Origin of the sequence: Allobosea sp. 2RAB26 (genome assembly GCF_052115465.1) — a bacterium.
Lineage (GTDB): Bacteria > Pseudomonadota > Alphaproteobacteria > Rhizobiales > Beijerinckiaceae > Allobosea.
This window is the reverse complement of record NZ_JBFRGS010000008.1, coordinates 251,042-272,907: the sequence shown is the minus strand read 5'-3', so window position 1 is coordinate 272,907 and position 21,866 is coordinate 251,042. Positions and strand designations below refer to the sequence as shown.

At 63.3% G+C, this 21,866-nt stretch carries 20 protein-coding genes; 13 read left to right on the top strand and 7 right to left on the bottom strand.

Annotation, left to right across the window (positions count from 1 at the left end):
• Nucleotides 1–85: 85 nt before the first annotated feature.
• From AB4118_RS18045 to AB4118_RS18030, 4 genes are read right to left on the bottom strand one after another with little or no spacing between them, the layout of a single operon-like run.
• Entirely contained in the window at nt 86–805 is a 720-nt protein-coding gene (locus AB4118_RS18045) for a GntR family transcriptional regulator (protein WP_441491028.1), read from the bottom strand.
• A 23-nt stretch (nt 806–828) separates the two neighbouring features.
• Nucleotides 829–1,701, bottom strand: coding sequence for an ABC transporter permease (locus tag AB4118_RS18040; protein ID WP_441491027.1), 873 nt, complete (start codon nt 1,699–1,701; stop codon nt 829–831).
• Nucleotides 1,698–2,498: an ABC transporter ATP-binding protein gene (locus tag AB4118_RS18035; protein ID WP_441491026.1), complete on the bottom strand. Its 801-nt coding sequence runs from the start codon at nt 2,496–2,498 to the stop codon at nt 1,698–1,700. The genes AB4118_RS18040 and AB4118_RS18035 overlap by 4 nt, the downstream gene beginning before the upstream one ends.
• The gene (locus tag AB4118_RS18030) at nt 2,495–3,508 is read right to left on the bottom strand and encodes an ABC transporter substrate-binding protein (RefSeq protein ID WP_441477901.1); all 1,014 of its coding nucleotides are present in this window, start codon (nt 3,506–3,508) and stop codon (nt 2,495–2,497) included. Before AB4118_RS18030 ends, AB4118_RS18035 begins: the two co-directional genes overlap by 4 nt.
• Before the next feature lie 172 nt (nt 3,509–3,680).
• Here AB4118_RS18030 and AB4118_RS18025 point away from each other — a divergent pair, with 172 nt between their 5' ends.
• The 6 genes from AB4118_RS18025 (at nt 3,681) to AB4118_RS18000 (ending at nt 8,918) form a co-directional block, all read left to right on the top strand.
• Complete coding sequence (locus AB4118_RS18025; protein ID WP_441491025.1) at nt 3,681–4,397, top strand: fumarylacetoacetate hydrolase family protein; 717 nt, start codon at nt 3,681–3,683, stop codon at nt 4,395–4,397.
• 72 nt (nt 4,398–4,469) lie between these two features.
• A complete protein-coding gene (locus tag AB4118_RS18020) occupies nt 4,470–4,694 on the top strand; it encodes a hypothetical protein (RefSeq protein WP_441491024.1) in 225 nt (74 codons plus the stop codon).
• Between the two features lie 30 nt (nt 4,695–4,724).
• On the top strand, nt 4,725–5,738 hold the full coding sequence (locus AB4118_RS18015) for a DNA topoisomerase IB (RefSeq protein WP_441491023.1): 1,014 nt from the start codon (nt 4,725–4,727) through the stop codon (nt 5,736–5,738).
• A gap of 133 nt (nt 5,739–5,871) precedes the next feature.
• Complete coding sequence (locus tag AB4118_RS18010) at nt 5,872–7,944, top strand: ATP-dependent helicase (protein ID WP_441491022.1); 2,073 nt, start codon at nt 5,872–5,874, stop codon at nt 7,942–7,944.
• Between the two features lie 183 nt (nt 7,945–8,127).
• Nucleotides 8,128–8,379, top strand: a complete 252-nt coding sequence (locus tag AB4118_RS18005; protein ID WP_441491021.1) for a hypothetical protein — start codon at nt 8,128–8,130, stop codon at nt 8,377–8,379.
• 122 nt (nt 8,380–8,501) lie between these two features.
• A complete protein-coding gene (locus AB4118_RS18000; protein WP_069881129.1) occupies nt 8,502–8,918 on the top strand; it encodes a DUF1236 domain-containing protein in 417 nt (138 codons plus the stop codon).
• Between the two features lie 115 nt (nt 8,919–9,033).
• On the opposite strand, the gene ligD (AB4118_RS17995) is transcribed toward AB4118_RS18000, so the two are convergent.
• Entirely contained in the window at nt 9,034–10,092 is a 1,059-nt protein-coding gene (gene ligD, locus AB4118_RS17995) for a non-homologous end-joining DNA ligase (protein ID WP_441491020.1), read from the bottom strand.
• 210 nt (nt 10,093–10,302) lie between these two features.
• Here ligD (AB4118_RS17995) and AB4118_RS17990 point away from each other — a divergent pair, with 210 nt between their 5' ends.
• Together AB4118_RS17990 and ku (AB4118_RS17985) are read left to right on the top strand one after the other, a co-directional pair.
• Complete coding sequence (locus AB4118_RS17990) at nt 10,303–10,494, top strand: hypothetical protein (protein ID WP_441491019.1); 192 nt, start codon at nt 10,303–10,305, stop codon at nt 10,492–10,494.
• Nucleotides 10,495–11,120: 626 nt separating this feature from the next.
• Nucleotides 11,121–11,948: a non-homologous end joining protein Ku gene (gene ku, locus AB4118_RS17985; protein ID WP_441491018.1), complete on the top strand. Its 828-nt coding sequence runs from the start codon at nt 11,121–11,123 to the stop codon at nt 11,946–11,948.
• Here ku (AB4118_RS17985) and ku (AB4118_RS17980) read toward each other — a convergent pair whose 3' ends face one another.
• Nucleotides 11,949–12,737, bottom strand: coding sequence for a non-homologous end joining protein Ku (gene ku, locus AB4118_RS17980; protein WP_441491017.1), 789 nt, complete (start codon nt 12,735–12,737; stop codon nt 11,949–11,951). It abuts the gene before it with no gap.
• 75 nt (nt 12,738–12,812) lie between these two features.
• Nucleotides 12,813–15,434, bottom strand: coding sequence for a DNA ligase D (gene ligD, locus AB4118_RS17975; RefSeq protein ID WP_441491016.1), 2,622 nt, complete (start codon nt 15,432–15,434; stop codon nt 12,813–12,815).
• Nucleotides 15,435–15,680: 246 nt separating this feature from the next.
• Here ligD (AB4118_RS17975) and AB4118_RS17970 point away from each other — a divergent pair, with 246 nt between their 5' ends.
• From AB4118_RS17970 to AB4118_RS17950, 5 genes are all read left to right on the top strand, one after another.
• A complete protein-coding gene (locus AB4118_RS17970; RefSeq protein WP_441491015.1) occupies nt 15,681–16,316 on the top strand; it encodes a DUF1989 domain-containing protein in 636 nt (211 codons plus the stop codon).
• A 148-nt stretch (nt 16,317–16,464) separates the two neighbouring features.
• Nucleotides 16,465–17,586, top strand: coding sequence for an alanine dehydrogenase (gene ald, locus AB4118_RS17965; RefSeq protein WP_441491014.1), 1,122 nt, complete (start codon nt 16,465–16,467; stop codon nt 17,584–17,586).
• Between the two features lie 382 nt (nt 17,587–17,968).
• Entirely contained in the window at nt 17,969–19,264 is a 1,296-nt protein-coding gene (locus AB4118_RS17960; protein ID WP_441491013.1) for an NRAMP family divalent metal transporter, read from the top strand.
• Between the two features lie 156 nt (nt 19,265–19,420).
• Entirely contained in the window at nt 19,421–20,719 is a 1,299-nt protein-coding gene (locus tag AB4118_RS17955; RefSeq protein ID WP_441491012.1) for an MFS transporter, read from the top strand.
• 42 nt (nt 20,720–20,761) lie between these two features.
• Nucleotides 20,762–21,814 carry a glycosyltransferase family 4 protein gene (locus AB4118_RS17950; protein WP_441491011.1) on the top strand — a complete coding sequence of 351 codons (1,053 nt, stop codon included), beginning with the start codon at nt 20,762–20,764 and terminating at the stop codon, nt 21,812–21,814.
• The last annotated feature ends 52 nt before the right edge of the window (nt 21,815–21,866 follow it).

Genomic DNA, 21,866 nt, shown 5'->3' with positions numbered 1-21,866 from the left:
CGGGCTGGAGGCGACACTCGAAACAACGGCGCTCCCCACAGATTTGCCGACGCGGAGATCAGATTTCCGCGTAGCGTCGCTGTGGTCACTCCGTGAATTCCGCGGTGCGTGTGCTCCCGGGCCCGGTCGCAAGGGCTGCGAAACGCTCCTCCGTGAACAGTTCCTCGATCGTCTGGAGCGTCTTGGTGTAGTGCGCGACGAGCAGGGCACAGGCCTCTTGCGGGGTGCCGTTGAGCACCGCCTTCATCAGCGCCTCGTGCTCGCTCTGCCCATTGCGCGGCATCCTGCCAAAGGCGTGCGAGATCGAGATATAGCGCGAGGCATGGTCGGCCAGGATCTCGCAGAACTCGAGCAGCCAGGGCGACCCGCAATTCGCCAGCAGCGCCCGGTGGAAATTGCGATGGGCGTCCTCCCAAGCGGCGCGCTCCGCAGGGAGATCCGAGCGATAGCGCGAGAGCCGGTGGAGGGCGAGCACGATGCCTTCCTCCCAGCGCTCGTCACGATGGCTGATCGCTTCCTCGAGCGCCCTGGTTTCGAGCCAGCAGCGCGTGCGGACGAGGACCCGCCAATCGTCGAGGGCAATCGTCGGCACCGAGAAGCCACGCTGCTCGTGCCGCTCGACGAGGCGCTCCGATGACAGCCGCGACAGGGCCTCGCGGACCGCATTGCTGCCGACGCCATAGGTCGAGGCAATCCCCTCGATGCGCAGCTTCTCACCCGGCCTGAATTCGCCCTGGATGATGTCGCTGCGCAGTTTCTGGTAGACCGTCGTCGACAGCGTGGTCTTCTCGGCAGCTTTTGCCATGGTCGTGTCTGTCCTGCTGCCGCTCACCGGGGTGCCCTGGAAGAGATGGTGTTACTCGAACGCTGCCAGAAGACGAACCTGTACTGCATCCAGGACACGACGCCGAACATGAAAAGCCCGAGCAGGCTGAGATAGATGATCAGCGAGAAGACGCGCGGGGTGTCGAGCTGCGATGCGGCAACCCGGATCAGCTCGCCGAAGCCCTGGCCCCCGCCGAGGAATTCGCCGGCGATCGCGCCCGAGACCACGCTGATCGCCGCGATCTTCAGGCCGGTGAAGAACTGCGGCAGGCCGGTCGGGATCTTCAGCTTGACCAGCGTCTGCAGGCGCGAGGCGCCGATGCTCTTGAACAGCATGCGCGCATTTTCGTCGGCCGCATGCAGCCCGGCCGCGGTGCCGACGATGATCGGAAACACCGAGATGAAGGCCGCCAGCGCGACCTTCGACATGATGCCGAAGCCGAGCCAGGCGACGAAGAGCGGAGCGAAGGCGAGCTTGGGCATGGTGTCGACCGCGACGATGTAAGGCATCACCGCGCGCTCGCCGAAGCTCGTTTCCCCGACCACGACGCCGAGCGTGACACCGATCGCCAGCGCCACGACGAAGCCCACGAGGACCTCGCTTGCCGTGACCCAGAAGGCTGGCAGCATATAGTCCCCGGCCATCAGGTTGCGCCCGACGAAGCCGATATCGCGCAGCGTATCGCCGGGGGTAGGCAGGATCAGCGGCGAGACGATCTCGGCGGCGGTGATGCCCTGCCAGAGCCCGAGGAAGAGCACGAGCAGCCCAAGCATCGAGGCCCAGCGCGGGGCCTTGGAAATCCACGAAACCTTTTCGATCCAGACCGTGTCGGCGGGCAGGGCGGCTGCCAACGGCTTCTCCGCGACATGGCTCAAAGGAATGCTCCCTTGTCGAGAAGGCCGCGGATCACACCGACATACTCGCCGAAGAGCGGCAGCGTGGTCATGTCGAGCGTCCTCGGCCGCGGCAGGGCGATGGGGATGCTGCGCACGATCCGCCCGGGGCGCGACGACATCACATGCACGATGTCGGAGAGGATGACGGCCTCGGCGATGGAATGGGTCACCAGGAAGGCCGAGGCGTTGCGCTCGCGGCAGATGCGCTGCAGCTCCATGTTCATGAAATCACGGGTGATCTCGTCGAGTGCGCTGAACGGCTCGTCGAGCAGCAGCACATTCGGCTCCGAGATCAGCATCCGGCAGATCGCGGCGCGCTGCGCCATGCCGCCCGAGAGCTGCGAGGGGTAGGTGTCCTCGAACCCTTTCAGCCCGACCAGTTCGAGCAGGACGCGAGCACGCGCCGCGGCCGTCTCGGCTGCAGCGCGCCCTTCGCGGACTTCGACCGGCAGCAGGATGTTCTGGAGCGTCGTCCGCCACGGAAACAGCGTCGCCTGCTGGAACATCATCCCGATATCGGCACGGGCGCCCAGCACCGGTGTCCCCGCGAGCATCACCCGGCCCTTCGAAGGCGGTGTCAGGCCCGCCATGATCTTGAGCAGCGTCGACTTCCCGCAGCCGCTCGAGCCGATGACCGAATGGAACTCACCTTCCCGGAGAACCAGATCGACGTTCTCCAGCGCCACCACGCGCTCGCCGTAGGATTTCGAAACCTGCGCGAGTTCGTAGACCGGCCGAGGTCGCGCCTCGGCCGATACAGTCGCCGCCACCGTCATCGCGGAGCGTTCCAGGCCGTGACGAGATCGTTGGAATAGGCCTTGGTCAGGTCGGCCAGCGGCTTCTTGAGATCGCCCGAGGCAACGAGCGTCTGTTGCCACATCTCCCAGGCGGCGGGGTGGTTGTAGCCAAAACCCTTGGCGGGATCGATCGGACTGGTCAGCTTGTAATAGACGTCGAGCAGAGCCTCGGCGAAGGGCATGTTTTCCAGCTGTTGCGGATTGCCCATGCGGGCATGTTTCAGGGTCGCGGCCCGGTTGGCCGGGTCGATCCCGAATTTGGTGCCCCTGACCAGCGCGCGGCCGAAGCGCTCCAGCATGCTGCGGTTCTCGTCGAGATATTTCCGCGTCACCACATAGCCGTTGCCGAAGAAGGACTGGAACGGCGGAGGTGTCAGCGAGCGCAGCTTGACACCGCGCAGTGTCAGCGTGGCCGCGCCCGCGGTGTCGGAGGCATAGGCGTCAATCGCCTTCTGCATGAAGCCGGCGACGGCCATGCCGCCCTCGCCAACCGTGATGAACTTGTAGTCCTGGCCTTCCTTCATGCCCTCGGCGTCGAAGATGGAGCGCACGAACGCGACCTCCGCCCCGTCTGCCGTACCGACGCCGATGACCTTGCCCTTCAGGTCGGTGGGCTTCTGAAACGGCGAAGCCTCCGGCACGACGAGGTTGAATTGGCTGCGCGTGAAGTAATTGTAGATGTAGACGAGATCCTGGCCGCGCTCGCGTGCCGCCATCAACGGCCCAGGGCCGGGATGGGCGAGCTGCGCCTGGCCCGCAAGAAGCGCCTGGATGGCCTGGGCCGAACCATTGACGCTGCGCGGCTGGATCTTGAGCTTCTCCTCGGCGAAATAACCTTCACCGATCGCGGCATAGAGGGCGAAATAACCCAGCCCGCCCGGGCTCGGATAGACGATCGTGAGCTCATCCTGCGCCTGCGCATGAACACGCGACGCTGCGAGCGCAAGCGGCAGGCCCGCCGCCGCTGCCATGAACTGCCTACGTTTCATCCCGCTCCCCTTGCGTTTTTCTGATACGGATGAGCGAACGATGCATTATCGGTCAGACGTGTCAAATAAATTCAGATTATCTGTTGTGTGATAAAAATATGCAGATTTATCTGGACAGGATCGAGCCGGCCCATATGCTGTCCCGATCGTGACCCAGCGCATGGCTTCCCAGATGACGACACTCGCAGACTTCGCCGTTCCGGCGCCGACCCTCCAGTCACTGCCGATCGAGGGCTCCTCGGCGCGCTTCCCGATCCGGCGGATCTACTGCGTCGGTCGCAACTATGTCGCCCATGTCAGGGAGATGGGCGGCGACGAGACCCGCGATTTCCCGCTGATCTTCCAGAAGCCGGCCGATGCGATCGTCCAGAACGGCGGCTTCGTTCCCTATCCGCCGATGACGGACGATTTTCACTTCGAGCTCGAGCTCATGGTGGCGATGAAGTCCGGCGGCTACAACATCCCTCAGGACGAAGCGCTCGAGCATGTCTTCGGCTACGGCATCTGCCTCGATATGACCCGCCGCAAGCTGCTCGACACGCCAGACGGCCCGCGGATCCCGTGGGAGCTTAAGAAATCATTCGATCACTCGGCGCCCTGCGGCCCGATCTACCCGGTCGGACAGGTCGGCCACCCGTCGACGGGCAAAATCCGCCTGGAGGTCGATGGTGTCGCACGCCAGGATTCCGACCTGTCCTTGATGATCTGGCGCACGCCCGAGATCATTGCGACACTCTCGAAATATTACTCGCTTGAGCCCGGCGATGTGATCATGACCGGTACGCCGCATGGCGTCGGCGCGGTCCTTCCCGGCAATGTTCTCGTCGGCAGCATCGAGCGCCTCGGCGCGCTCACCGTCACGATCGGCGCGCCGCCGCTGGCGGGCTGACCGATTGCGCCTGGGCGGAACAAGCGCTGGCCCGACCGTGTTTATCGCGAAGCTTCCTGCGGAGGTTTTGCCATGCAGCTATCGGCCAAGGACAGATTGATTGCGGCCCTCGTGGCCCAGCTTCATGCCGAACGCGAGACGAGGGATGCGCTCGCCTTTGTGATAGCGAATGGCCAGCGCGACCGGGATGTCCTCACCGCCATCCTCACGGATCCGGTGCCGGCCTTCACGCAGGCTGACTTGGCCTACGCCGAAGAACTCGTGCGCCGCTATCACAACCGCCGGGAAGCGGCTTGATGCAGGAAGCGCTGGGCAAGCAGTAACGCCATGGTCGCCGGCAAGCCATCCCGCGCCCATGGTCGGCTGCGGATCGTCAATCCCGGAGATCTGACGATCCGCAGGGGCCGGCGCGGCAGGGGCTTTGCCTATCTCGACGCCACTGACGAGCCCGTCCGGGACGCGGCCTTGCTTGAGCGGATCCGCTCACTTGCAATTCCGCCCGCCTATCGCGAGGTGCGCATCGCGGCCGATCCACGGGCCCATCTCCAGGCGGTCGGGCGGGACGAGGCCGGGCGGCTGCAATATCTCTATCATCCCGAATGGGAGCGGGTCCGCGAACGCCGCAAGTTGAAGCGATTGCGGCTGCTGATCGACGCGCTGCCCCGTTTGCGCAAGGCGGTCGCCGATGATCTCAAGGCGCGTTCGCTCTGCCGCAGGAAAACGCTGGCTTGCGCAGTCGCCATCATCGACCGCTGCCATCTGCGCGTTGGCGGCGAGGCCTATGCGAGGAGCAATGGCAGCCATGGTGCCTCGACGCTCCTCAAGCGCCATGTCGCGTTGACGGCCTCGCGGATCGACCTGCTGTTTCGGGGCAAGGGCGGAAAACAGATCGCATGCTCGCGGCAGGATGGCCCGCTCGCCCGAGCACTTGCCCGGATTGCGCAGTTGCCCGGCCGGCGACTGCTGCAATACCGGGACGAGGACGGCAAGGTGACGCCGGTCCATGCCGGCGACATCAACGCCTATCTCCGCGAGATCTCCGGCCTCGCCATCAGTGCCAAGGATTTGAGGATGCTGGCGGGGAACGCTGCGGCCGCCGAACTGCTGCTGGCCAGCCAGATCATGATCCGCGATGGCAGCGAGAAGCGTCAGCTCGCCGAGATCATGCGCGCCGTCTCGGAGCAACTGGCGAACACGCCTGCCGTGGCGCGCAAGAGCTATGTCCACGCCATCGTGGTGAAGGCCTATGCCAACGGGAAGCTCGCGGCCTCCTTCGAGAAGGCGCGCGCCAGGGGCGGCTGTTCCCGGATCGAGCGGGCGCTCGCCTCGCTGGCTGGGTGAGGTGAATCGCCGCCTCATGATCAGGTCGAAACCGATCCTGCCATAGGGCTTCGGCCATCTGGCTCAGGACGGCTGCCCTATTCCCGATCTTTTGCGTTGCGAACAAAACGCGAAAAATGATCGAATATGAGACATGTTCGCTCTCGATTCGCTGGCGCCACCAAGCTATCTCGACAGGCTCAACCCCGCGCAACGCCGCGCGGTCGAGCACGGCGTCGGCACGCAGCCGGGTCCCTTGCTGGTGATCGCGGGGGCGGGATCCGGCAAGACCAACACGCTCGCGCATCGTGTCGCGCATCTGATCCTGAACGGTGCGGACCCGCGCCGCATGATGATGCTGACCTTCTCCCGACGCGCTGCAGCCGAGATGGCGAGGCGGGTGGAGCGCATCGCGCGCGACGTGCTGGGAGAGGGGGCTGCCGTCATGACCGACGCGCTGACCTGGGCCGGGACCTTTCACAGCGTGGGAGCAAGGCTGCTCCGGGATTACGCGCCGGAGCTTGGGCTCGATCCGCATTTCACGATCCATGACCGCGAGGACAGCGCCGACCTGATGAACCTCGCTCGTCACGAGCTTGGCTACTCGAAAACGGAAGGGCGCTTTCCCAAGAAGGGCACCTGCCTTGCGGTCTATTCGCGCTGCGTCAATGCCGAAGAGCCGGTTGAGGCCGTGCTGGGTGTTTCCTTTCCCTGGTGCGCATCATGGGCAGGGGAGCTGAAGCAGCTCTTTTCAGCCTATGTCGAGGCCAAGCAGGCCCAGAACGTCCTTGATTACGACGATCTTCTGCTGTGCTGGGCCCAGGCCGCAAGCGAGCCCAGCCTTGCCGCGGAGATGGGCGGACGTTTCGACCATGTCTTCGTCGACGAGTATCAGGATACCAACAAGCTGCAGGCCTCGATCCTGCTGGCGCTCAAGCCCGATGGCCAGGGGCTCACTGTCGTCGGCGATGATGCGCAATCGATCTACTCGTTCCGCGCGGCCGAGATCCGCAATATCCTCGATTTCCCCCAGGCCTTCAGCCCGCCGGCTGAGGTCGTCACGCTCGATCAGAACTATCGTTCGAACCAGCCCATTCTGGCCGCCGCGAATGGGGTGATCGAGCTCGCCCGCGAGCGCTTCACCAAGAACCTCTGGACCGACCGCCAGTCGGGCGGCAAGCCCCAGCTCGTCAATGTTCGCGACGAAGCCGACCAGGCGCGCTTCGTCGCGACGCGCGTGCTGGAGAACAGGGAGGCGGGGCACACGCTCAAGCAGCAGGCGGTGCTCTTTCGGGCCTCGCATCACAGCGGCCCGCTGGAGGTCGAGCTGACACGGCGCAATATTCCCTACAAGAAGTTCGGCGGGCTGAAATTCCTCGATGCCGCCCATGTCAAGGACATGCTGGCGATGCTGCGCTTCGTCGAGAATCCGCGCGACAGGGTCGCCGGGTTCCGCTTGCTGCAGCTGCTTCCGGGCGTGGGGCCGACCTCCGCGCAACGCGTGCTCGATCAGGCCGGCACGGCAGATGATTTCGCAGCAGGCCTCGCGGAGCTGTCGGCGCCGGCGCGCACGGGCGACGCCTGGCCGGATTTCGTTGCGACATTCCGGGCGCTGCGCTCAGGGATAGGCTGGCCGGCAGACCTCGAACGGGCCCGTCTCTGGTACGACCCTCACCTGGAGCGCATTCACGAGGATTTCACCACGCGTCGCGCCGATCTGGTTCAGCTGGAGCAGATCGCCTCCGGCTATCCGTCCCGCGAGCGCTTCCTTACTGAGCTCACCCTCAATCCGCCCGACGCAACGAGCGATGAAGCGGGGCCGCCATCGCTGGACGAGGATTTTCTCGTCCTCTCGACCATCCACTCCGCCAAGGGGCAGGAATGGAAGTCGGTCTTTGTGCTGAACACGGTGGATGGCTGTCTTCCCAGTGACCTCGCCGTCGGGGAAACCGCCGAGATCGAGGAGGAGCGCAGGCTGCTTTATGTCGCGATGACGCGTGCCAAAGACGACCTGCATCTGGTCGTGCCGCAGCGCTTCTTCACCCATGGCCAGGCGGCGCGCGGGGATCGGCATGTCTACGCCGCACGCACACGGTTCATCCCGCACGCTCTATTGCACCTGTTCGAGCAGGCGACCTGGCCCATCGATCAGGCTCAGGCCGCCATGCAACACCGCAGCGGCGTGAGAATTGACGTGTCGGCGCGGCTCAAGAGCATGTGGCGCTGAAGCATAGGCCCCAAAGTCGGGTGGATTGCGGTTTTCGGGCAAGCCTATGCAACGGCAGACGGCGCGATCGCGCGGCGCAGGTGGTGCAGGCCCGCATTTTGCTTGTTCCCCTTAAGCTCTCGGTAACCCTGAAACCGCAGCCTTCATGGCTGGCCTGACTCAAATTTCACTCGGAGTGCCTCCATGGATGCCTTCACGATGGTGATCGTTGCCTGCATTTCCGGCGAAGCGACCTGCACCGCCGCCCGGATCAGCGAACAGGGTTTCACGACGGTGCAGGCCTGCGAAGCCCGCATCGACGACATCGCGCGCGCGATGACGGTGGAGTTCGGAAAGCGACCGGAATTCAAGGGCCGGCAGGTCACTTACGACGTCTCCTGCATGGACAGGGAACAGCTCTGGCACAAGCTTGGGGTGACCCAGGCCGAGACCTGATTGCGGCCGTTCGCGACGCAGGCGGCCTCTCGCGGGACACCGACGTCCGGATGCCGATCGGTGGAACAAACCGGAATCGAGCCCGTTCCTGATCACAGAACCCTCAGCGAAGGAGATCTGTGATGATGAAGAAGCTTGCTCTCGCCGCGACCCTGATTCTCGTGCCCGTCGCGTCATTCGCCCAGAATCCGCAGGGCGCGCAGGGTGGTGCAGCTGCCGGCGCGGCGACAGGCGCCGTGGGCGGGGCGATCGTCGGCGGTCCGGTCGGTGCTGTTGTCGGCGGCGTGGGTGGCGCTGTCGTAGGCGGCATCGTCGGCGACAATACCCCCCGCTTCAAGACCTATGTGGTCGAGCAGCGTGTGCCGTCCTACACCTATGCCGAGCCGCTCGCGGTCGGCACCGTGCTCCCGAATGAGGGCGTGACCTATCGCGAAGTGCCGCGCGAGTATGGCGCGACCCAGTACCGCTATACGGTCGTGAATAACCGCACTGTGCTGGTCGAGCCCGGCACCCGCAGGATCGTTCAGATCATCGAGTGATCAGCACAATCGTCCAACCGTTCGGCCCGCCAACGGCTTCCGTTGGCGGGCCGTTTGCTGCCTGGCGAACGCGTGGCCTTGTCCGCGATGTCCGGCCCTGGCTCGGTCCTGACTCCTATGCATCATCGAACCGAAAGATCCTCGCAGCACCGGCTTCGTCGCGCAGGCCCTTGTAAGTCGCATGGCGAAGCTTGCCGTCATCGGTCCAGCCGCGGAATTCGATCTCGGCAACCAGCACGGGCGAAACCCAGCGCGCGGCTGTCCGCTGGATGGCCAGGGGTGGTCGCGGAACGAGTCTCGCGTCGAGCCGCGCCTTCAAGGCGGCGCCGGACAGCTCGGTGAAGCCGCTGCCAACCCCGCCGACATAGACCAAGCCGTCGGCCTTTTCCGCAGCGAGCAGCAACCTGCCGATTCCTCCAAAGCCGATCGAAGGCTCATATCCGATGATGACGAAGCGCTCCGACTGGATGCACCTGATCTTGAGCCAGTCACCATCGCGGCCGGAGCGATAGGGTGCATCAAGGCGTTTTGCGATGATGCCTTCGAGGCCGAGCTTGCAGGCGAGGGTGTAGAACGCCTCTCCGTCGGCAATCACGTCCTCACTGAGCAGGATACCGGGAGACGCGCGGTCGATTGCATCGGCCAGGACTTCGCGCCGCTGCGAGAGCGGCAGATGCCGCAGATCCTGTCCATTGAGGTACAGAATATCGAAGGCAAACAGGACCGCGAGTTCGGCGCTGCCCTTGCCGTCTCGCCCGCCGAGCGCTTGCTCCAAGGCCGCGAGATCCGATTTTCCGCTCCGGTCGAGGATGACGGCCTCGCCATCGAGGATAGCACTGTCGACGACGATCTGTTTCGCCGCCGCCACGATCGCGGGAAAGCGGGCCGTCCAATCCCGGCCGTCTCGCGTAAGCAGGCGCACCTCGCGCGAAGGCTCGATATGGACGGCAAGCCGGTAGCCGTCCCATGCCACCTCGAAAGACCAATTGGCCCCCTTGGGCGGCTTTGCCGCCTCACTGGCAAGGCATGGCTCGACATGCTGCGGCATGGGATCGTCATCTTGCGTGCTGTCGTCAGGGAGACGGGCCTCCACTGGTATGGCAACGGGCGACACGACCGTGCCCTTCAACGCCTCCGAACCGGGGCCGGACCGCGACATCTGGCGCGCGCGCATGACGGGTTCTCCTCCACCGCAGACAAACGCCGGGCAGCGGGCACTCGTTCCGGCGACGTGGAACTTCGTGCCGCCTCAGCAGTTAGGATATGGTGGTGATATGGGAGTGCTGACATGGGTTCGTTACCCCGCGCTTTTCATCCCAAGCGGAAACCCGGACGACCTTCCGATCGACGGCCGCTGAGTGGTCGCCCCCGGCCGGCTGCCATCATGCCGACCGAGCTGTCACGCGAGATCTGTGAGGACGAGGACGGCAAGCATTATGCGGTCATCGTCTGGCGGCTTTATCCCGGTCTGCGCAGCATCACCTACACGCTCGATAGCGGCGCGCTCGTGAACTTTGTCGATGAGCGCAAGTTCGAGGTCGCCAGAACCGGTCTGATCATCACGCGGCTGGAGTGAATTCGACCAAGTGTTGCCGCATCCGGCAAATGACATTGCCGGAAGCGCTCCAAGGTTTAGGTTGCTCCCTACAGGGAGGTGCTTTGCATGTCCGATACCCTTTCTAGATCAGAACCAGTGACGGTGACACTCCGCACGCACGAAGACTATCGTGATGCTTGTGAGCGCGTTGGCCAGTTGGAAGGCATCAGGCCGAGCACCGCCCGAGATCGTCAGCTCGCTGCGCTTAGAACGGCCATCCACGCCTACGAGCCGCGGCAGACGCCATTGCGGACATCGCCATGACCACGTGAGGCCTGGTTGAGGTTCCCGCGCTTGGCAGGGCAATGCGACCAGCCCGTCAACGAAACGGAAGACGAGACAGAGCCGTTGCGACGCTCTGGCCGGGCAAGCCCTGTTCAGGCGCTCGGGTGCCTGGGGCGCATAAGGGCAGAACCATCTCACGATAACGTGTTCCCTGTAGCCGCCAGTCGACGCCGTTTCTGTCGTGAACGAATGCAGCCGCGCGCCGACGTCCATCACGGTTCCGGTGCTTCTTTGGTCGCGTGGTGCGGTGCAAACTGGAACCATCATGGACGCCCGCTCGTTCCTCGCTCGCGTCCGCTGAAATGCTATGGGGGAATGTCATGGCGCCGCGCGCTGTCTGGAAAGGCGTTCTGAAGATCGCCGAGGTGAGCTGCCCGGTTTCGCTCTACACGGCAGCCTCGACCGCCGAGCGGATCTCGTTTCACACCTTGAACCGCAAGACCGGCAACCGCGTCCATCGTCAGTACATCGACGAGGTCTCCGGCAAGCCGGTCGAGACCGAGGATCAGGTCAAGGGCTACGACAAGGGCAACGGCGATTACGTCCTGCTCGAACCGGAAGAGATCGCCGCCGCGATCCCGGAAAGCGACAAGACCCTCACGGTCGAGACGTTCCTGCGGTGCGACGAGATCGACGAGATCTTCTTCGACAAGCCCTACTATGTCGCGCCTGCCTCACCCGTGGCGTCCGAAGCCTTCGCGCTGATCCGCGAGGGAATGAAGGACCAGAAGTCGGCCGCGCTGGCCCGAACGGTCATCTTCCGCCGGATGCGATCGATCCTGATCCGTCCTCAGGACGAGGGCTTGGTCGCGACGACGTTGAACTTCGACTACGAGGTCCGCTCGGCCGAGGACGCCTTCAGCGAGATCCCGGGCATCAAGATCGACGGTGAGATGCTCGACCTCGCCGAGCACATCATCAAGACGAAGGCTGGCAGGTTCGATCCCAAGCAGTTCGACGATCGCTATGAAGCCGCGCTGGCCGAACTCGTCCAGGCCAAGATCGAAGGCCGCAAGATCAAGCCACAGAAGCGGCCCGAGCCCTCGAAGGTCGTCAGCCTGATGGAGGCATTGCGTCAAAGTGCCAAGGCTGGCGGCGGCGAAAAGCCCGCCGCGGCGAAGCAATCCCCGCGCAAGAAGGCGAGTTGATTATTTGCGCCGCGGTTCCAGGCTGCGCTTGAGCGCGTCCATGATGTTGACGACATTGCCTTCCGAGGCCGGACGCGGCGATGTCCTCGTCGGTTTGCGGCCCTTCTCCTTGGCCTTGATGACACCAAGCAGCTCCTCCTGGACCGGATCCTTGGCAAGCTCCGGCGACCAGTCCTTGGTGCGGGTCGCGATGAGCTTGTCCATCAGGGGACGCAGGTCAGAGTCCGGTGCGGCCTCGCCGATCCCGGCGAAATAATCTTTCTCGGGCCGGACCTCATCGCCATAGCGCAAGGTCCACAAGACGATGCCGTTATCGCGGGCGTCCAGCAGCACGGCCCGTTCGCGCCGATAGAGGACGAGCCGCGAGATTCCGACCGTCTTCGTACGCTTCATCGCTTCGCGGATGACGGAGAATGCCTCTTCCCCGACCTTTGCATCGGGCACGAGGTAATGAGGCGTGTCATACCAGATCCAGCCGACCGATGATCTTGGAGCGAAGGTCTGGATGTCGATGGTTCGGGTGCTCTCCAGTGCCACGGAGTCGAGTTCATCGTCTTCCAACATGACATAGTCGTCATCGCCCCTTGGATAGCCCTTGACCTCGTCCTCGTCGCTGACGGGCTTGCCGGTGACCGCATCGACGAAGCGACTTCGTATCCGGTTTCCGGTCTTGCGGTTGAGCGTATGGAAGCGGACCTTCTCGTTGTCCGATCGGGCCGGCATCATCGCGACTGGACAGGTCACGAGGGACAGCTTGAGATAGCCCTTCCAGAACGTCCGCGGCGCCATGGTCACATCTCCCGACACACCCGGTGAACGCGGTGGCGTGGCTGATCGTTCCCCGGCGCCGCTTTCGGCAACCCGTCAGGCAGCCGTGGCGCGCCTGCCCAGCTTCTTGATCGCGTCGGAGAGCGAGCCTGCCGCGTCGTCATAGCCTTCCCAAGCCTTGGTCGTCTTCAGCAGGCCCGGCACGGTCCGCACGGTAAAACGCTTGGGGTCGAGATCGGCTTTGACCTGCGGCCAAGTCAGCGGCATCGAGACCTGAGCGCCCGGCCGTGCCCGCGGCGACAGGGGGGCGACCGCCGTCGCCATGCGGTCATTTCGCAGATAGTCGAGGAAGATGCGGCCATTTCTGAGACGCTTGGCCATATTGACCACGTAGCGTGAGGGCTGTTCGGCGGCGAGTTCCGCGCAGATATGGCGAGCGAAATCTTTCGCCGCAGGCCACTCGATCTTGTTGCGCTTTCCAGCCGCCAAGGGCGTGACGACATGCAGTCCCTTGCCGCCTGTGGTCTTGCAGAAACTGGCCAGTCCAAGCGCATCCAGCCGTTCGCGCATCTGGCTTGCGGCCTCGATCACCTCACCGAATGTCACGCCGGGCCCTGGATCGAGATCGAAGACCAGGCGGCCCGGCGTCTCCGGATCTCCGGGCGCGCAGTTCCACGGGTGAAGCTCGATGCCGCCGATCTGGGCCGCCGCCGCCAACGCCTCGATCCGATCGATCTGGAGATAGGGCTTCTTGTCGCCAAAGACCCGGACGAGTTCGAACAGGTTCGAGGTTCCCATGCCGGCGTGGCGCTGGAAGAACATCTCGCCCGTAATTCCATCGGGCGCGCGCACAAGCGAACAGGGCCGGCCCTTGATATGGGGCATCATCCAGTCGCCGACCGCCGCGAAATATTCGGCCAGTTCCTGCTTGGAGACAGGCCGGTCATCCCCCGCATTCGGCCACAAGATCTTCTCGGGGTGGCTGATACCGACCCCCATGACAGTGGCCCTCTCGCCCCGACGGCGCGAGGATACCTGTTTCGGCTGCGGCGTCTCGGTGCCTTTCGGATCGGCGGGGAGGTCGGTTTCCACCTCGTCGGCGGGCTTGTCTTCGCGCAAGCCCTTGAAGGCGGCCTGACGAGCCATGCCATCCCCGGTCCAGCCGGCAAACTCGATCTCCGCGACAAGTTCGGGCTTCAACCAGGTGACCCCGGGCTCGCGCTTTGGAGAGCCGGCCCCTTTGAAGGGCGAGGCTGTCGCGGCCGCCGCCTTCAGCTTTGGCAACAGCGCCTGCACCTTGGCGGCGCTGTAGCCCGTACCCACCCGTCCGATATAGACAAGATCCGACCCTCGATTGACGCCGACCAGAAGCGACTTGAATTTGCCGGCCGTCGTGGACCATCCGCCGATCACGACCTCGTGCCCGGCGCGGCATTTGGCCTTCGTCCAGCTGTTGCTGCGCCCTGACACATAGGGCGCATCGACCGCCTTCGAGACGATGCCTTCCAGGGAGAGTTGGCAGGCCGATTTCAGGATGGCGTCGCCGCCGGTCTCGAAATGTTCGACATAGCGCAGGATGACGCCGTCGCCGTGGTCGTCGAGAGTCTCCTTCAGACGCTCCTTGCGCTGCAGGAGTGGCAGCTCGCGGAGATCGGCCCCGACGCTGAACAGCATGTCGAAGGCGAAGAAGATCAGATCCTCCGTCCTGCCCTCCGAAATGGCGGCCTGGAGGGCGGCAAAATCCGGCGTGCCATGCTTGTCGAGCGCGACGATCTCGCCATCGATGATGGCATCGGGCAGGCTCTCTCCCGCCTTGGCGATCGTTTCAAAACGGGAGGTCCAATCGAGCCCCTTCCGCGTCTTGAGCGTGACGGTCCCGCCCTGGACCCGCATCTGGATGCGATAGCCATCGAACTTGATCTCATGCACCCACCCGCCACCATTGGCGGGACGCTCGACACTTCGGCATAGCTGCGGCGCGATGAACGGTGGCATGGGGGCCGGGCGAGATCTCTTGGGAGATCCGGATCGTTCCGGGCTTCGTCTGCGCTGCGCGGCCAGACCCTTCCGGCTGTCCCATTCGGCGTCAGCGGCGAGGGCGTCCTTCGCGAGGAGGAATGGCTTGGGCGAACGCCCCTTGCCGGCCGCGATCGCGTCCATGCTGCGGCCGGAGGCAACGGACGTGTCGGCCTTCAAGACCGCATCACCGTCGCCATCCACGGAATGCGCGTCCCGGTGCTTGATCAGCAGCCAGTTGGTGCGCTTGCCGCCATCCCGGTCATGACGCATCCGAACGAGGACAAAGCTGCCCTCGAGGCGCTCGCCGTCCAGAACGAACTTGAGTTCGCCCTTTTCCAGTTGGCGCTCCGGGCTGATCTTGCCCTCCGGCTGCCAGTAGCCGCGATCCCAGAGCAGAACCGTCCCCCCACCATATTGCCCCTTGGGTATGGTCCCTTCGAAATCTCCATAGGGCAGGGGGTGGTCTTCCACCTCGACTGCGAGGCGCTTGTCGCCAGGATCAAGCGAGGGGCCCTTGGTCACCGCCCAGGACTTGAAGACCCCGTCCAGTTCCAGGCGCAGATCATAATGAAGCCTGGTCGCATCATGCTTCTGGATGACGAAGCGCAGGCGGTTCGATTTCGAAACCGCAGCGTCTCCGTCAGGCTCCCTGGTCTTCTCGAAATCGCGCTTCTGACGATACGCCTTGAGCTTTTCCAAGTGACACTCCGCGTTCGCGGCTGAGCTTGCACGCAAGATGCACGTCCTGGCGGCACTCCGTGCAAAGACATCACAGGAACAGGCGCGGGAAATGATTGTTCCGAAACTTCGAGACCTGCGACGTCAGGGGGCGCGTGAGGTCCAGCTGAAGCGCTATCGTGCGCGCCCGAACCATGAACAAGCCATCCTGATCGTCAATTAACACCGGCACCTTAGGATGATCCGGAATGGATGTGAGGATCTGGAATGCAGTCGAGTTCTGTGAAGCGTGAGCCAGGCGACCTGTCCATCGTCGTTCCCGCCCAATCCGGACGGTCAGTACGCGTATCGGGTGGCGATATCATCCGCATCGTCGATCCGAAGGGGCAGCAGGTCGCCGATCTCTGGGCCTTCGTCACCTCGCCCCGACTCGACTGGCTGAGCACGGCCCAGACCCGAGACATCAACGAGCGATTGTTTCCCAAGGTCGGAGAGAGCTTCTACAGCGACCGCGGCGTTCCGTTTCTGACATTGGTCGAGGACGGGTCCCCCGGTCCGCACGACATGCTGTTTCCTGCCTGCAACCGTGAACTCTACGAGCGGGCCGGGCTGCACGATCACCCAAACTGCAGGGACAACCTGCTCTTGGCACTTCAGGAAGAGGGCGTTGCGCTACCTTTCGTACCCGATCCGGTCGACCTGTTCCAAAACTCGCCTCCGCAACCAGACGGTCGGCTTGAGGTTCTCCCGTCGATCAACCCGCCTGGCGGGTATGTCGTCGTTCGAGCCGAGTGCGATCTTCTCCTGGTCGTTACGGCGTGTTCGGTCGATTTCCATCCGACAAACGGCGAGTGCTGTACAGAAATCGAGATCGAAGTCGTTCGCAGCTCACGCACTTCGTGATGGGGTGACCAGATCGCCATGCACTGGCCAGCGGGCTCATTTGACGCAATGATCGAGCGCGGGCTGGTGAATGATCCTGCCAGCCGCGCAATCAAACGCGCACTATGGGCCAAACATAAAGGCCCTGGCTCCATGGGAGGAGAATTCCATGCTCGTCGGCGTGCCCTGCGAAATCAAGGACAATGAAGCGCGTACCGGGCTCGTCCCGTCATCCGTCCGGGAGTTGGTCCATCATGGTCACCGGGTCATGGTCCAGTCGGGCGCAGGTCTTGGTGCCGGCATCACCGATGAGGACTACGTCGCGGTCGGCGCCAAGATAGTCGACGGGCCGGAGATAATATTCGCAGAAGCCGAGATGGTGGTGAAGGTCAAGGAACCCCTGGCCCAGGAGCGAAAGCGTCTGCGGCCCGGACAGATCCTGTTCACCTATCTGCACCTTGCTCCCGATCCTGCGCAGACCCGCGATCTCATTCAATCCAAGGCGATCTGTATCGCCTACGAGACAGTCACTTCACCCTCCGGCAGCCTGCCGCTTCTGGCGCCGATGTCCGAAGTGGCGGGCAGACTCGCACCTCAGGTCGGCGCACATGCCCTGGAGAAGGCCCAAGGGGGACGCGGCATCTTGCTGGGCGGTGTGCCGGGAGTCCCGGCAGCGTCCGTCGTGATTCTCGGCGGAGGCGTGTCGGGCACGCATGCGGCGACCATCGCCATTGGCATGGGAGCGCAGGTGACGGTCGTGGACCGGTCGGCGGAGCCGCTGAAGCGCCTGGCCACCCAGTTCGGCAATGCGATCACCACCGTCTTTTCCACGCAGGCGGCGATTGAAGAGCTCGTCAGGCAAGCGGACCTGGTGATTGGTGCGGTGCTGATCCCTGGCGCGTCGGCGCCCAAGCTGGTCAGCCACGATATGATCCGCACCATGAAGAAGGGCGCCGTCGTCGTGGACGTGGCCATCGATCAGGGCGGCTGTTTCGCGACCTCAAAGGCCACCACGCACTCCGACCCGACCTATATCGTCGATGGGGTCGTGCATTACTGCGTGGCCAACATGCCTGGCGCAGTCGCGCGCACCTCCACCTTCGCGCTCAACAATGCGACATTACCCTTCGTGCTGGCCATCGCCAATCACGGCTGGCGCGAGGCTTTGAAGCAGGATCCGCACTTGCGCCAAGGTCTCAACATATGCGTCGGGCAGGTCACCTGCGAGCCCGTGGCAAGGGCTCAAGGCCTGCCATTCGTCGAGCCCCTCGCGGTCATTGATCGCGCATGAATGCAAGCAAGGTTCCGGTCTAAAGCATCGGCCCGAAAAGTGGATTGCGGTTTTCCGGGCAAAGCCGATGCAAAGACAAAGGGTTAGATCATCGGACTGGATACGATCTCCGGTCCGATGATCTAGCAGGGCAACGCTCGCCTCGGCGCGACAATGCTTGTCGGGAATCTGGCCCCTGGGGCGCGGATTGTCGGTTCAACGCGCCTTCAGCTTAGACGGACACGCCGGGAACCATTTGGCGCGGTCATCCACGCATGGATGAACTCGGATCGGGAACGATCTCTGGCTGCAATCCGATCGTCGCGTAAGTCTCCGGCAGATTATTGGGAACATCGCGGCATCTCGCCACTTATGGAGGAAAGGCCGCAGGAGCCGGACGACAATGGCTGACGCGCATGGATTTCGCAGGCCTGTCGTGGAGCCCAGCAAGCCGCGGCTCCTGCATGTTCTGGGCCCCGGGCTGATCACTGGCGCATCTGATGACGATCCAAGCGGGATCGCGACCTATTCCCAGACCGGGGCGCAGTTCGGCTATATGACGACCTGGACGCTCGTCTTTTCCTATCCTTTGATGAGTGCCATTCAAATCATCAGTGCGCGGCTGGGACGCACCACAGGACATGGGATCGCAGGAAATCTGCGTCGGCATTATCCCGATTGGCTGGTCTATGGCGGCGTAACCCTGCTTCTTGTTGCAAACATCATCAATATTGGAGCGGACATCGGTGCGATGGCAGATGCCTTGCGCCTGCTCGTGGCTGGTCCGCAGCTCGTCTATGTCATTATATTTGGCATTGCTTGCATCCTTATGCAGGTTCTACTGGAATACAAACGTTATGTCAGTGTGTTGAAATGGCTGACGATCGCCCTTTTCGCTTATGTCGGAACCCTGTTTTTTGTAAAGATCGATTGGTTGGAATTGGGGCGGAGTCTTATACTTCCAAGCATATCTTTAAGGGCTGATTATTTGACTGCAATCGTCGCGATACTGGGCACGACGATCAGCCCTTATCTGTTCTTTTGGCAGGCCTCCCAGGAGGTCGAGGATATCATGGCGAATCCGAAGCGCGAACCGCTCAAGGAGGCGCCCCGGCAAGCCGATGACGCCAAGGCGCGCATACGGCTCGATACTTTTGTGGGTATGGGATTTTCGAATGTCATCGCGCTGGCAATCATGGTCACGGCCGCAGCCACGCTGCATGCCAATGGCGTGACGGACATTGAAAGCTCTTCGCAAGCGGCGGAAGCATTGAAACCCGTCGCTGGCGTCTTTGCCGAAGGACTTTTCGCGCTTGGCATTGTTGGGACCGGCCTGTTGGCCGTCCCCGTTCTCGGCGGATCAGCAGCCTATGCCGTCGGCGAAACGCTGCGCTGGCCGACGGGGCTCGATCGCAAGCCGAAGCATGCGAAGGCGTTCTACGTCACAATTGCGGTGGCAACCCTTTGCGGAGTGGCGTTGAATCTGACGCCGATCAATCCGATCAAGGCGCTCTACTGGAGCGCCGTCATCAACGGCATCGTGGCCGTTCCGATCATGGTGCTGATGATGGTGATGGCAACCCAGCCACGGGTGATGGGCGTACAAACGATCGGCCGTGGACTGACCTTCTTTGGTTGGCTTTCGACCGCTGTGATGGCCGTCACCGCCATTGGAATGGTGGCTACCAGCCTCCTGTAGCACGGCGTGCACAGGGCGAAACGCGCGGACAACACGTCTGCAATCGCGGCAGCGGCCTGGCACACTGGCGGTAAGGAGCGTTGGGCATCTCTCCAAGGCTCCCTCTGCCGGCTTCGGCATATCGCTTCAAACCGCAGCGCCGCCGGGGGGCGCCCTGTGGACGACGCAGTCATCGACATCTGGGTGGGAAACCACGGCGAGGTTTCAGTGTCGCATCGGCTCAGCCTGGACTGGTTGAACTTCCTGTTGGCGGATTTGCGTGGGGGCCTTGGGCCCTATGTCAACGTGTTCCTCCTGACGGATGTCGGGTGGGATCAAGCGACGATCGGGGCGCTCCTGACCGTAAGCGGGCTGATCGGCATTGCCTTTCACGCCCCTATCGGCGCCTTGATCGATGCCACGCGGGCCAAGCGGGCCCTCATAGTCGGCGGGGCCTGGGCCCTGGCGACGCTGGGCGCTGCCATTGCGACGGTCCCGACACTAGCGGTTGTCTTCGTCGCGGACGTCAGCATGGCGCTGTTGGGGGCCGTCTTTGCACCGACGATTGCGGCGATCACGGTGGGAATGTTCGGGCCGCGCGGCATTGCCCGGCAACTTGGGCGCAATGCCGCGTATGACCGCATCGGCAATGTGTTCATTGCTGCACTTGCTGCGCTGATCGGCACCCATTTCGGGCAACGCGGCGTCTTCTACATGCTTCCGCTGTTTGCAGGATTGGCGACGATTGCCGCGCTTTCGATTCCCGCGAGCGCGATCGACCATCGATTGGCCCGCGGTCTCGAAGGACCGAGCCGCGACCGGGGCGGTCCCTATGCATGGCGACGGCTGTTTGCCGAGCGGCCCTTTGCGGTGCTCGCGATCGGAGCTGCATTGTTCCATTTCGCCAATGCGCCGATGCTGGCCCTTGCGAGCCAGACGCTTGCCTTGGAGGCCAAGGGCTTCGAGACGGCCGTGACGTCCGCGGCGATCATCGTCGCCCAACTGGCGACGATCCCGATGGCTTTCCTTGTCATGCGGGCCAATCTCATCGGTGGGAAGTGGCTGCTGACGCTGGCATTCGCCGCTGTGCCTCTGCGCGGCATCTTGTTCGCGCTTGTCGATGACCCCTACTGGATGATCGGCTTCCAACTTCTCGACGGAGTCGGCGCAGGGCTGTTCGACGTGTTGCTGCCGCTTATTCTTTATGGTGCCGTCCGTGGCAGCGGTCGTTACAATATGGCTCGCGGGATCATCGGCACGATTCAGGGCATTGGCGGTGCGTCGAGCTATGTGTTTGCCGGCAGTCTCGTGGTCTGGGCCGGATACAGCGTTGCCTTTGCCGTGCTGTCCGCAGTGGGGCTGGTCGCGCTTATCCTGATGGTGATGGCAATGCCGGAAACGGTCCCCCGGATCCGGGCCGCGCAGGCTGCCGGCGGTCAAGGCGTCCGAACTTTTCCGCCCGACCGGAGTTGCTAGCTCGCCGTGCCGGCAGACGTCAGCGGCGTTTGGAGAAATCGGATGCGGATTGCGCAAGTTGCACCGCTGGCCGAGTCGGTTCCGCCGAGACTGTATGGCGGGACGGAGCGGGTCGCGTCCTGGCTCACCGAAGAGCTTGTTCGGCAAGGACATCAGGTCACTCTGTTCGCATCGGCCGATTCAACGACGTCCGCCGAGCTTGTCGCTTGCGCACCGCAGGGCTTGCGGCTTGCGGGCATTCGCGATCACACCGCGAGCCATCTTGCCATGCTTGCGAAGGTCCGGGCGCGTGCGGCTTCCTTCGACATTATCCATTTCCATCTCGATCTGCTGCAGCATGCCTTGTTCACGGATCTCGCGCACAAATGCGTGACGACGCTGCATGGCCGCTTGGACCTGCCCGATTTTCTCCCGGTCTATGAGGCCTTCCCCCAGATGCCGCTGATATCGATTTCCGATTGCCAACGGAAACCGATGCCGGCAACTGCGAATTGGCTGGCGACCGTCCATCACGGATTGGGTCCGGGCCTTTGCCCATTCGACGCGCGGGGAGGGGCGTATCTGGCCTTCCTCGGGCGCATCACGCCGGAGAAGCGACCGGATCGCGCGATCGAGATCGCCAAGCGTGCCGGCATGCCGCTCAAGATCGCGGCGAAGGTCGATCCGGTTGATGAGGAGTATTTCAGGACCCGGATCTTGCCGCTGCTCGATCATCCCTCAATCGAGTTCATCGGGGAAATCGACGAGGCGCAGAAATCTGCGTTCCTCGGCGGCGCTTGCGCCCTGCTGTTTCCGATCGATTGGCCAGAGCCGTTCGGGCTTGTGATGATCGAAGCGATGGCGGCGGGAACGCCGGTTATCGCTTGGCGCAACGGTTCCGTGCCTGAAGTCGTAAGGGATGGCGTATCCGGGATCCTCGTCGACTCCATCGCTGAAGCCGTTGCCGCTGCAAAGCATAGCGTTGCCATGGATCGCTTCCAGGTCCGGCGGTATTTCGACGGCCATTTCACCGCCGCCCGGATGGCGACCGACTATCTCGACGCCTTCAACCACTTGCTGCGTTCGTCGGGGGACGCCCGAAGGGCCGCAGAATAGACGCAGAACCATGACCCAATCCGCGCGGACCTGCCAGATCTCCAGCGAGGAG

Excerpts from the sequence above, each read along its gene's own strand:
- AB4118_RS18045 (WP_441491028.1), bottom strand. The coding sequence starts at position 805 with ATGGCAAAAGCTGCCGAGAAGACCACGCTGTCGACGACGGTCTACCAG.
- AB4118_RS18035 (WP_441491026.1), bottom strand. The coding sequence starts at position 2,498 with ATGACGGTGGCGGCGACTGTATCGGCCGAGGCGCGACCTCGGCCGGTC.
- AB4118_RS18030 (WP_441477901.1), bottom strand. The coding sequence starts at position 3,508 with ATGAAACGTAGGCAGTTCATGGCAGCGGCGGCGGGCCTGCCGCTTGCG.
- AB4118_RS18025 (WP_441491025.1), top strand. The coding sequence starts at position 3,681 with ATGACGACACTCGCAGACTTCGCCGTTCCGGCGCCGACCCTCCAGTCA.
- AB4118_RS18020 (WP_441491024.1), top strand. The coding sequence starts at position 4,470 with ATGCAGCTATCGGCCAAGGACAGATTGATTGCGGCCCTCGTGGCCCAG.
- AB4118_RS18015 (WP_441491023.1), top strand. The coding sequence starts at position 4,725 with ATGGTCGCCGGCAAGCCATCCCGCGCCCATGGTCGGCTGCGGATCGTC.
- AB4118_RS18010 (WP_441491022.1), top strand. The coding sequence starts at position 5,872 with ATGTTCGCTCTCGATTCGCTGGCGCCACCAAGCTATCTCGACAGGCTC.
- AB4118_RS18005 (WP_441491021.1), top strand. The coding sequence starts at position 8,128 with ATGGATGCCTTCACGATGGTGATCGTTGCCTGCATTTCCGGCGAAGCG.
- AB4118_RS18000 (WP_069881129.1), top strand. The coding sequence starts at position 8,502 with ATGATGAAGAAGCTTGCTCTCGCCGCGACCCTGATTCTCGTGCCCGTC.
- ligD (WP_441491020.1), bottom strand. The coding sequence starts at position 10,092 with ATGCGCGCGCGCCAGATGTCGCGGTCCGGCCCCGGTTCGGAGGCGTTG.
- AB4118_RS17990 (WP_441491019.1), top strand. The coding sequence starts at position 10,303 with ATGCCGACCGAGCTGTCACGCGAGATCTGTGAGGACGAGGACGGCAAG.
- ku (WP_441491018.1), top strand. The coding sequence starts at position 11,121 with ATGGCGCCGCGCGCTGTCTGGAAAGGCGTTCTGAAGATCGCCGAGGTG.
- ku (WP_441491017.1), bottom strand. The coding sequence starts at position 12,737 with ATGGCGCCGCGGACGTTCTGGAAGGGCTATCTCAAGCTGTCCCTCGTG.
- AB4118_RS17970 (WP_441491015.1), top strand. The coding sequence starts at position 15,681 with ATGCAGTCGAGTTCTGTGAAGCGTGAGCCAGGCGACCTGTCCATCGTC.
- ald (WP_441491014.1), top strand. The coding sequence starts at position 16,465 with ATGCTCGTCGGCGTGCCCTGCGAAATCAAGGACAATGAAGCGCGTACC.
- AB4118_RS17960 (WP_441491013.1), top strand. The coding sequence starts at position 17,969 with ATGGCTGACGCGCATGGATTTCGCAGGCCTGTCGTGGAGCCCAGCAAG.
- AB4118_RS17950 (WP_441491011.1), top strand. The coding sequence starts at position 20,762 with ATGCGGATTGCGCAAGTTGCACCGCTGGCCGAGTCGGTTCCGCCGAGA.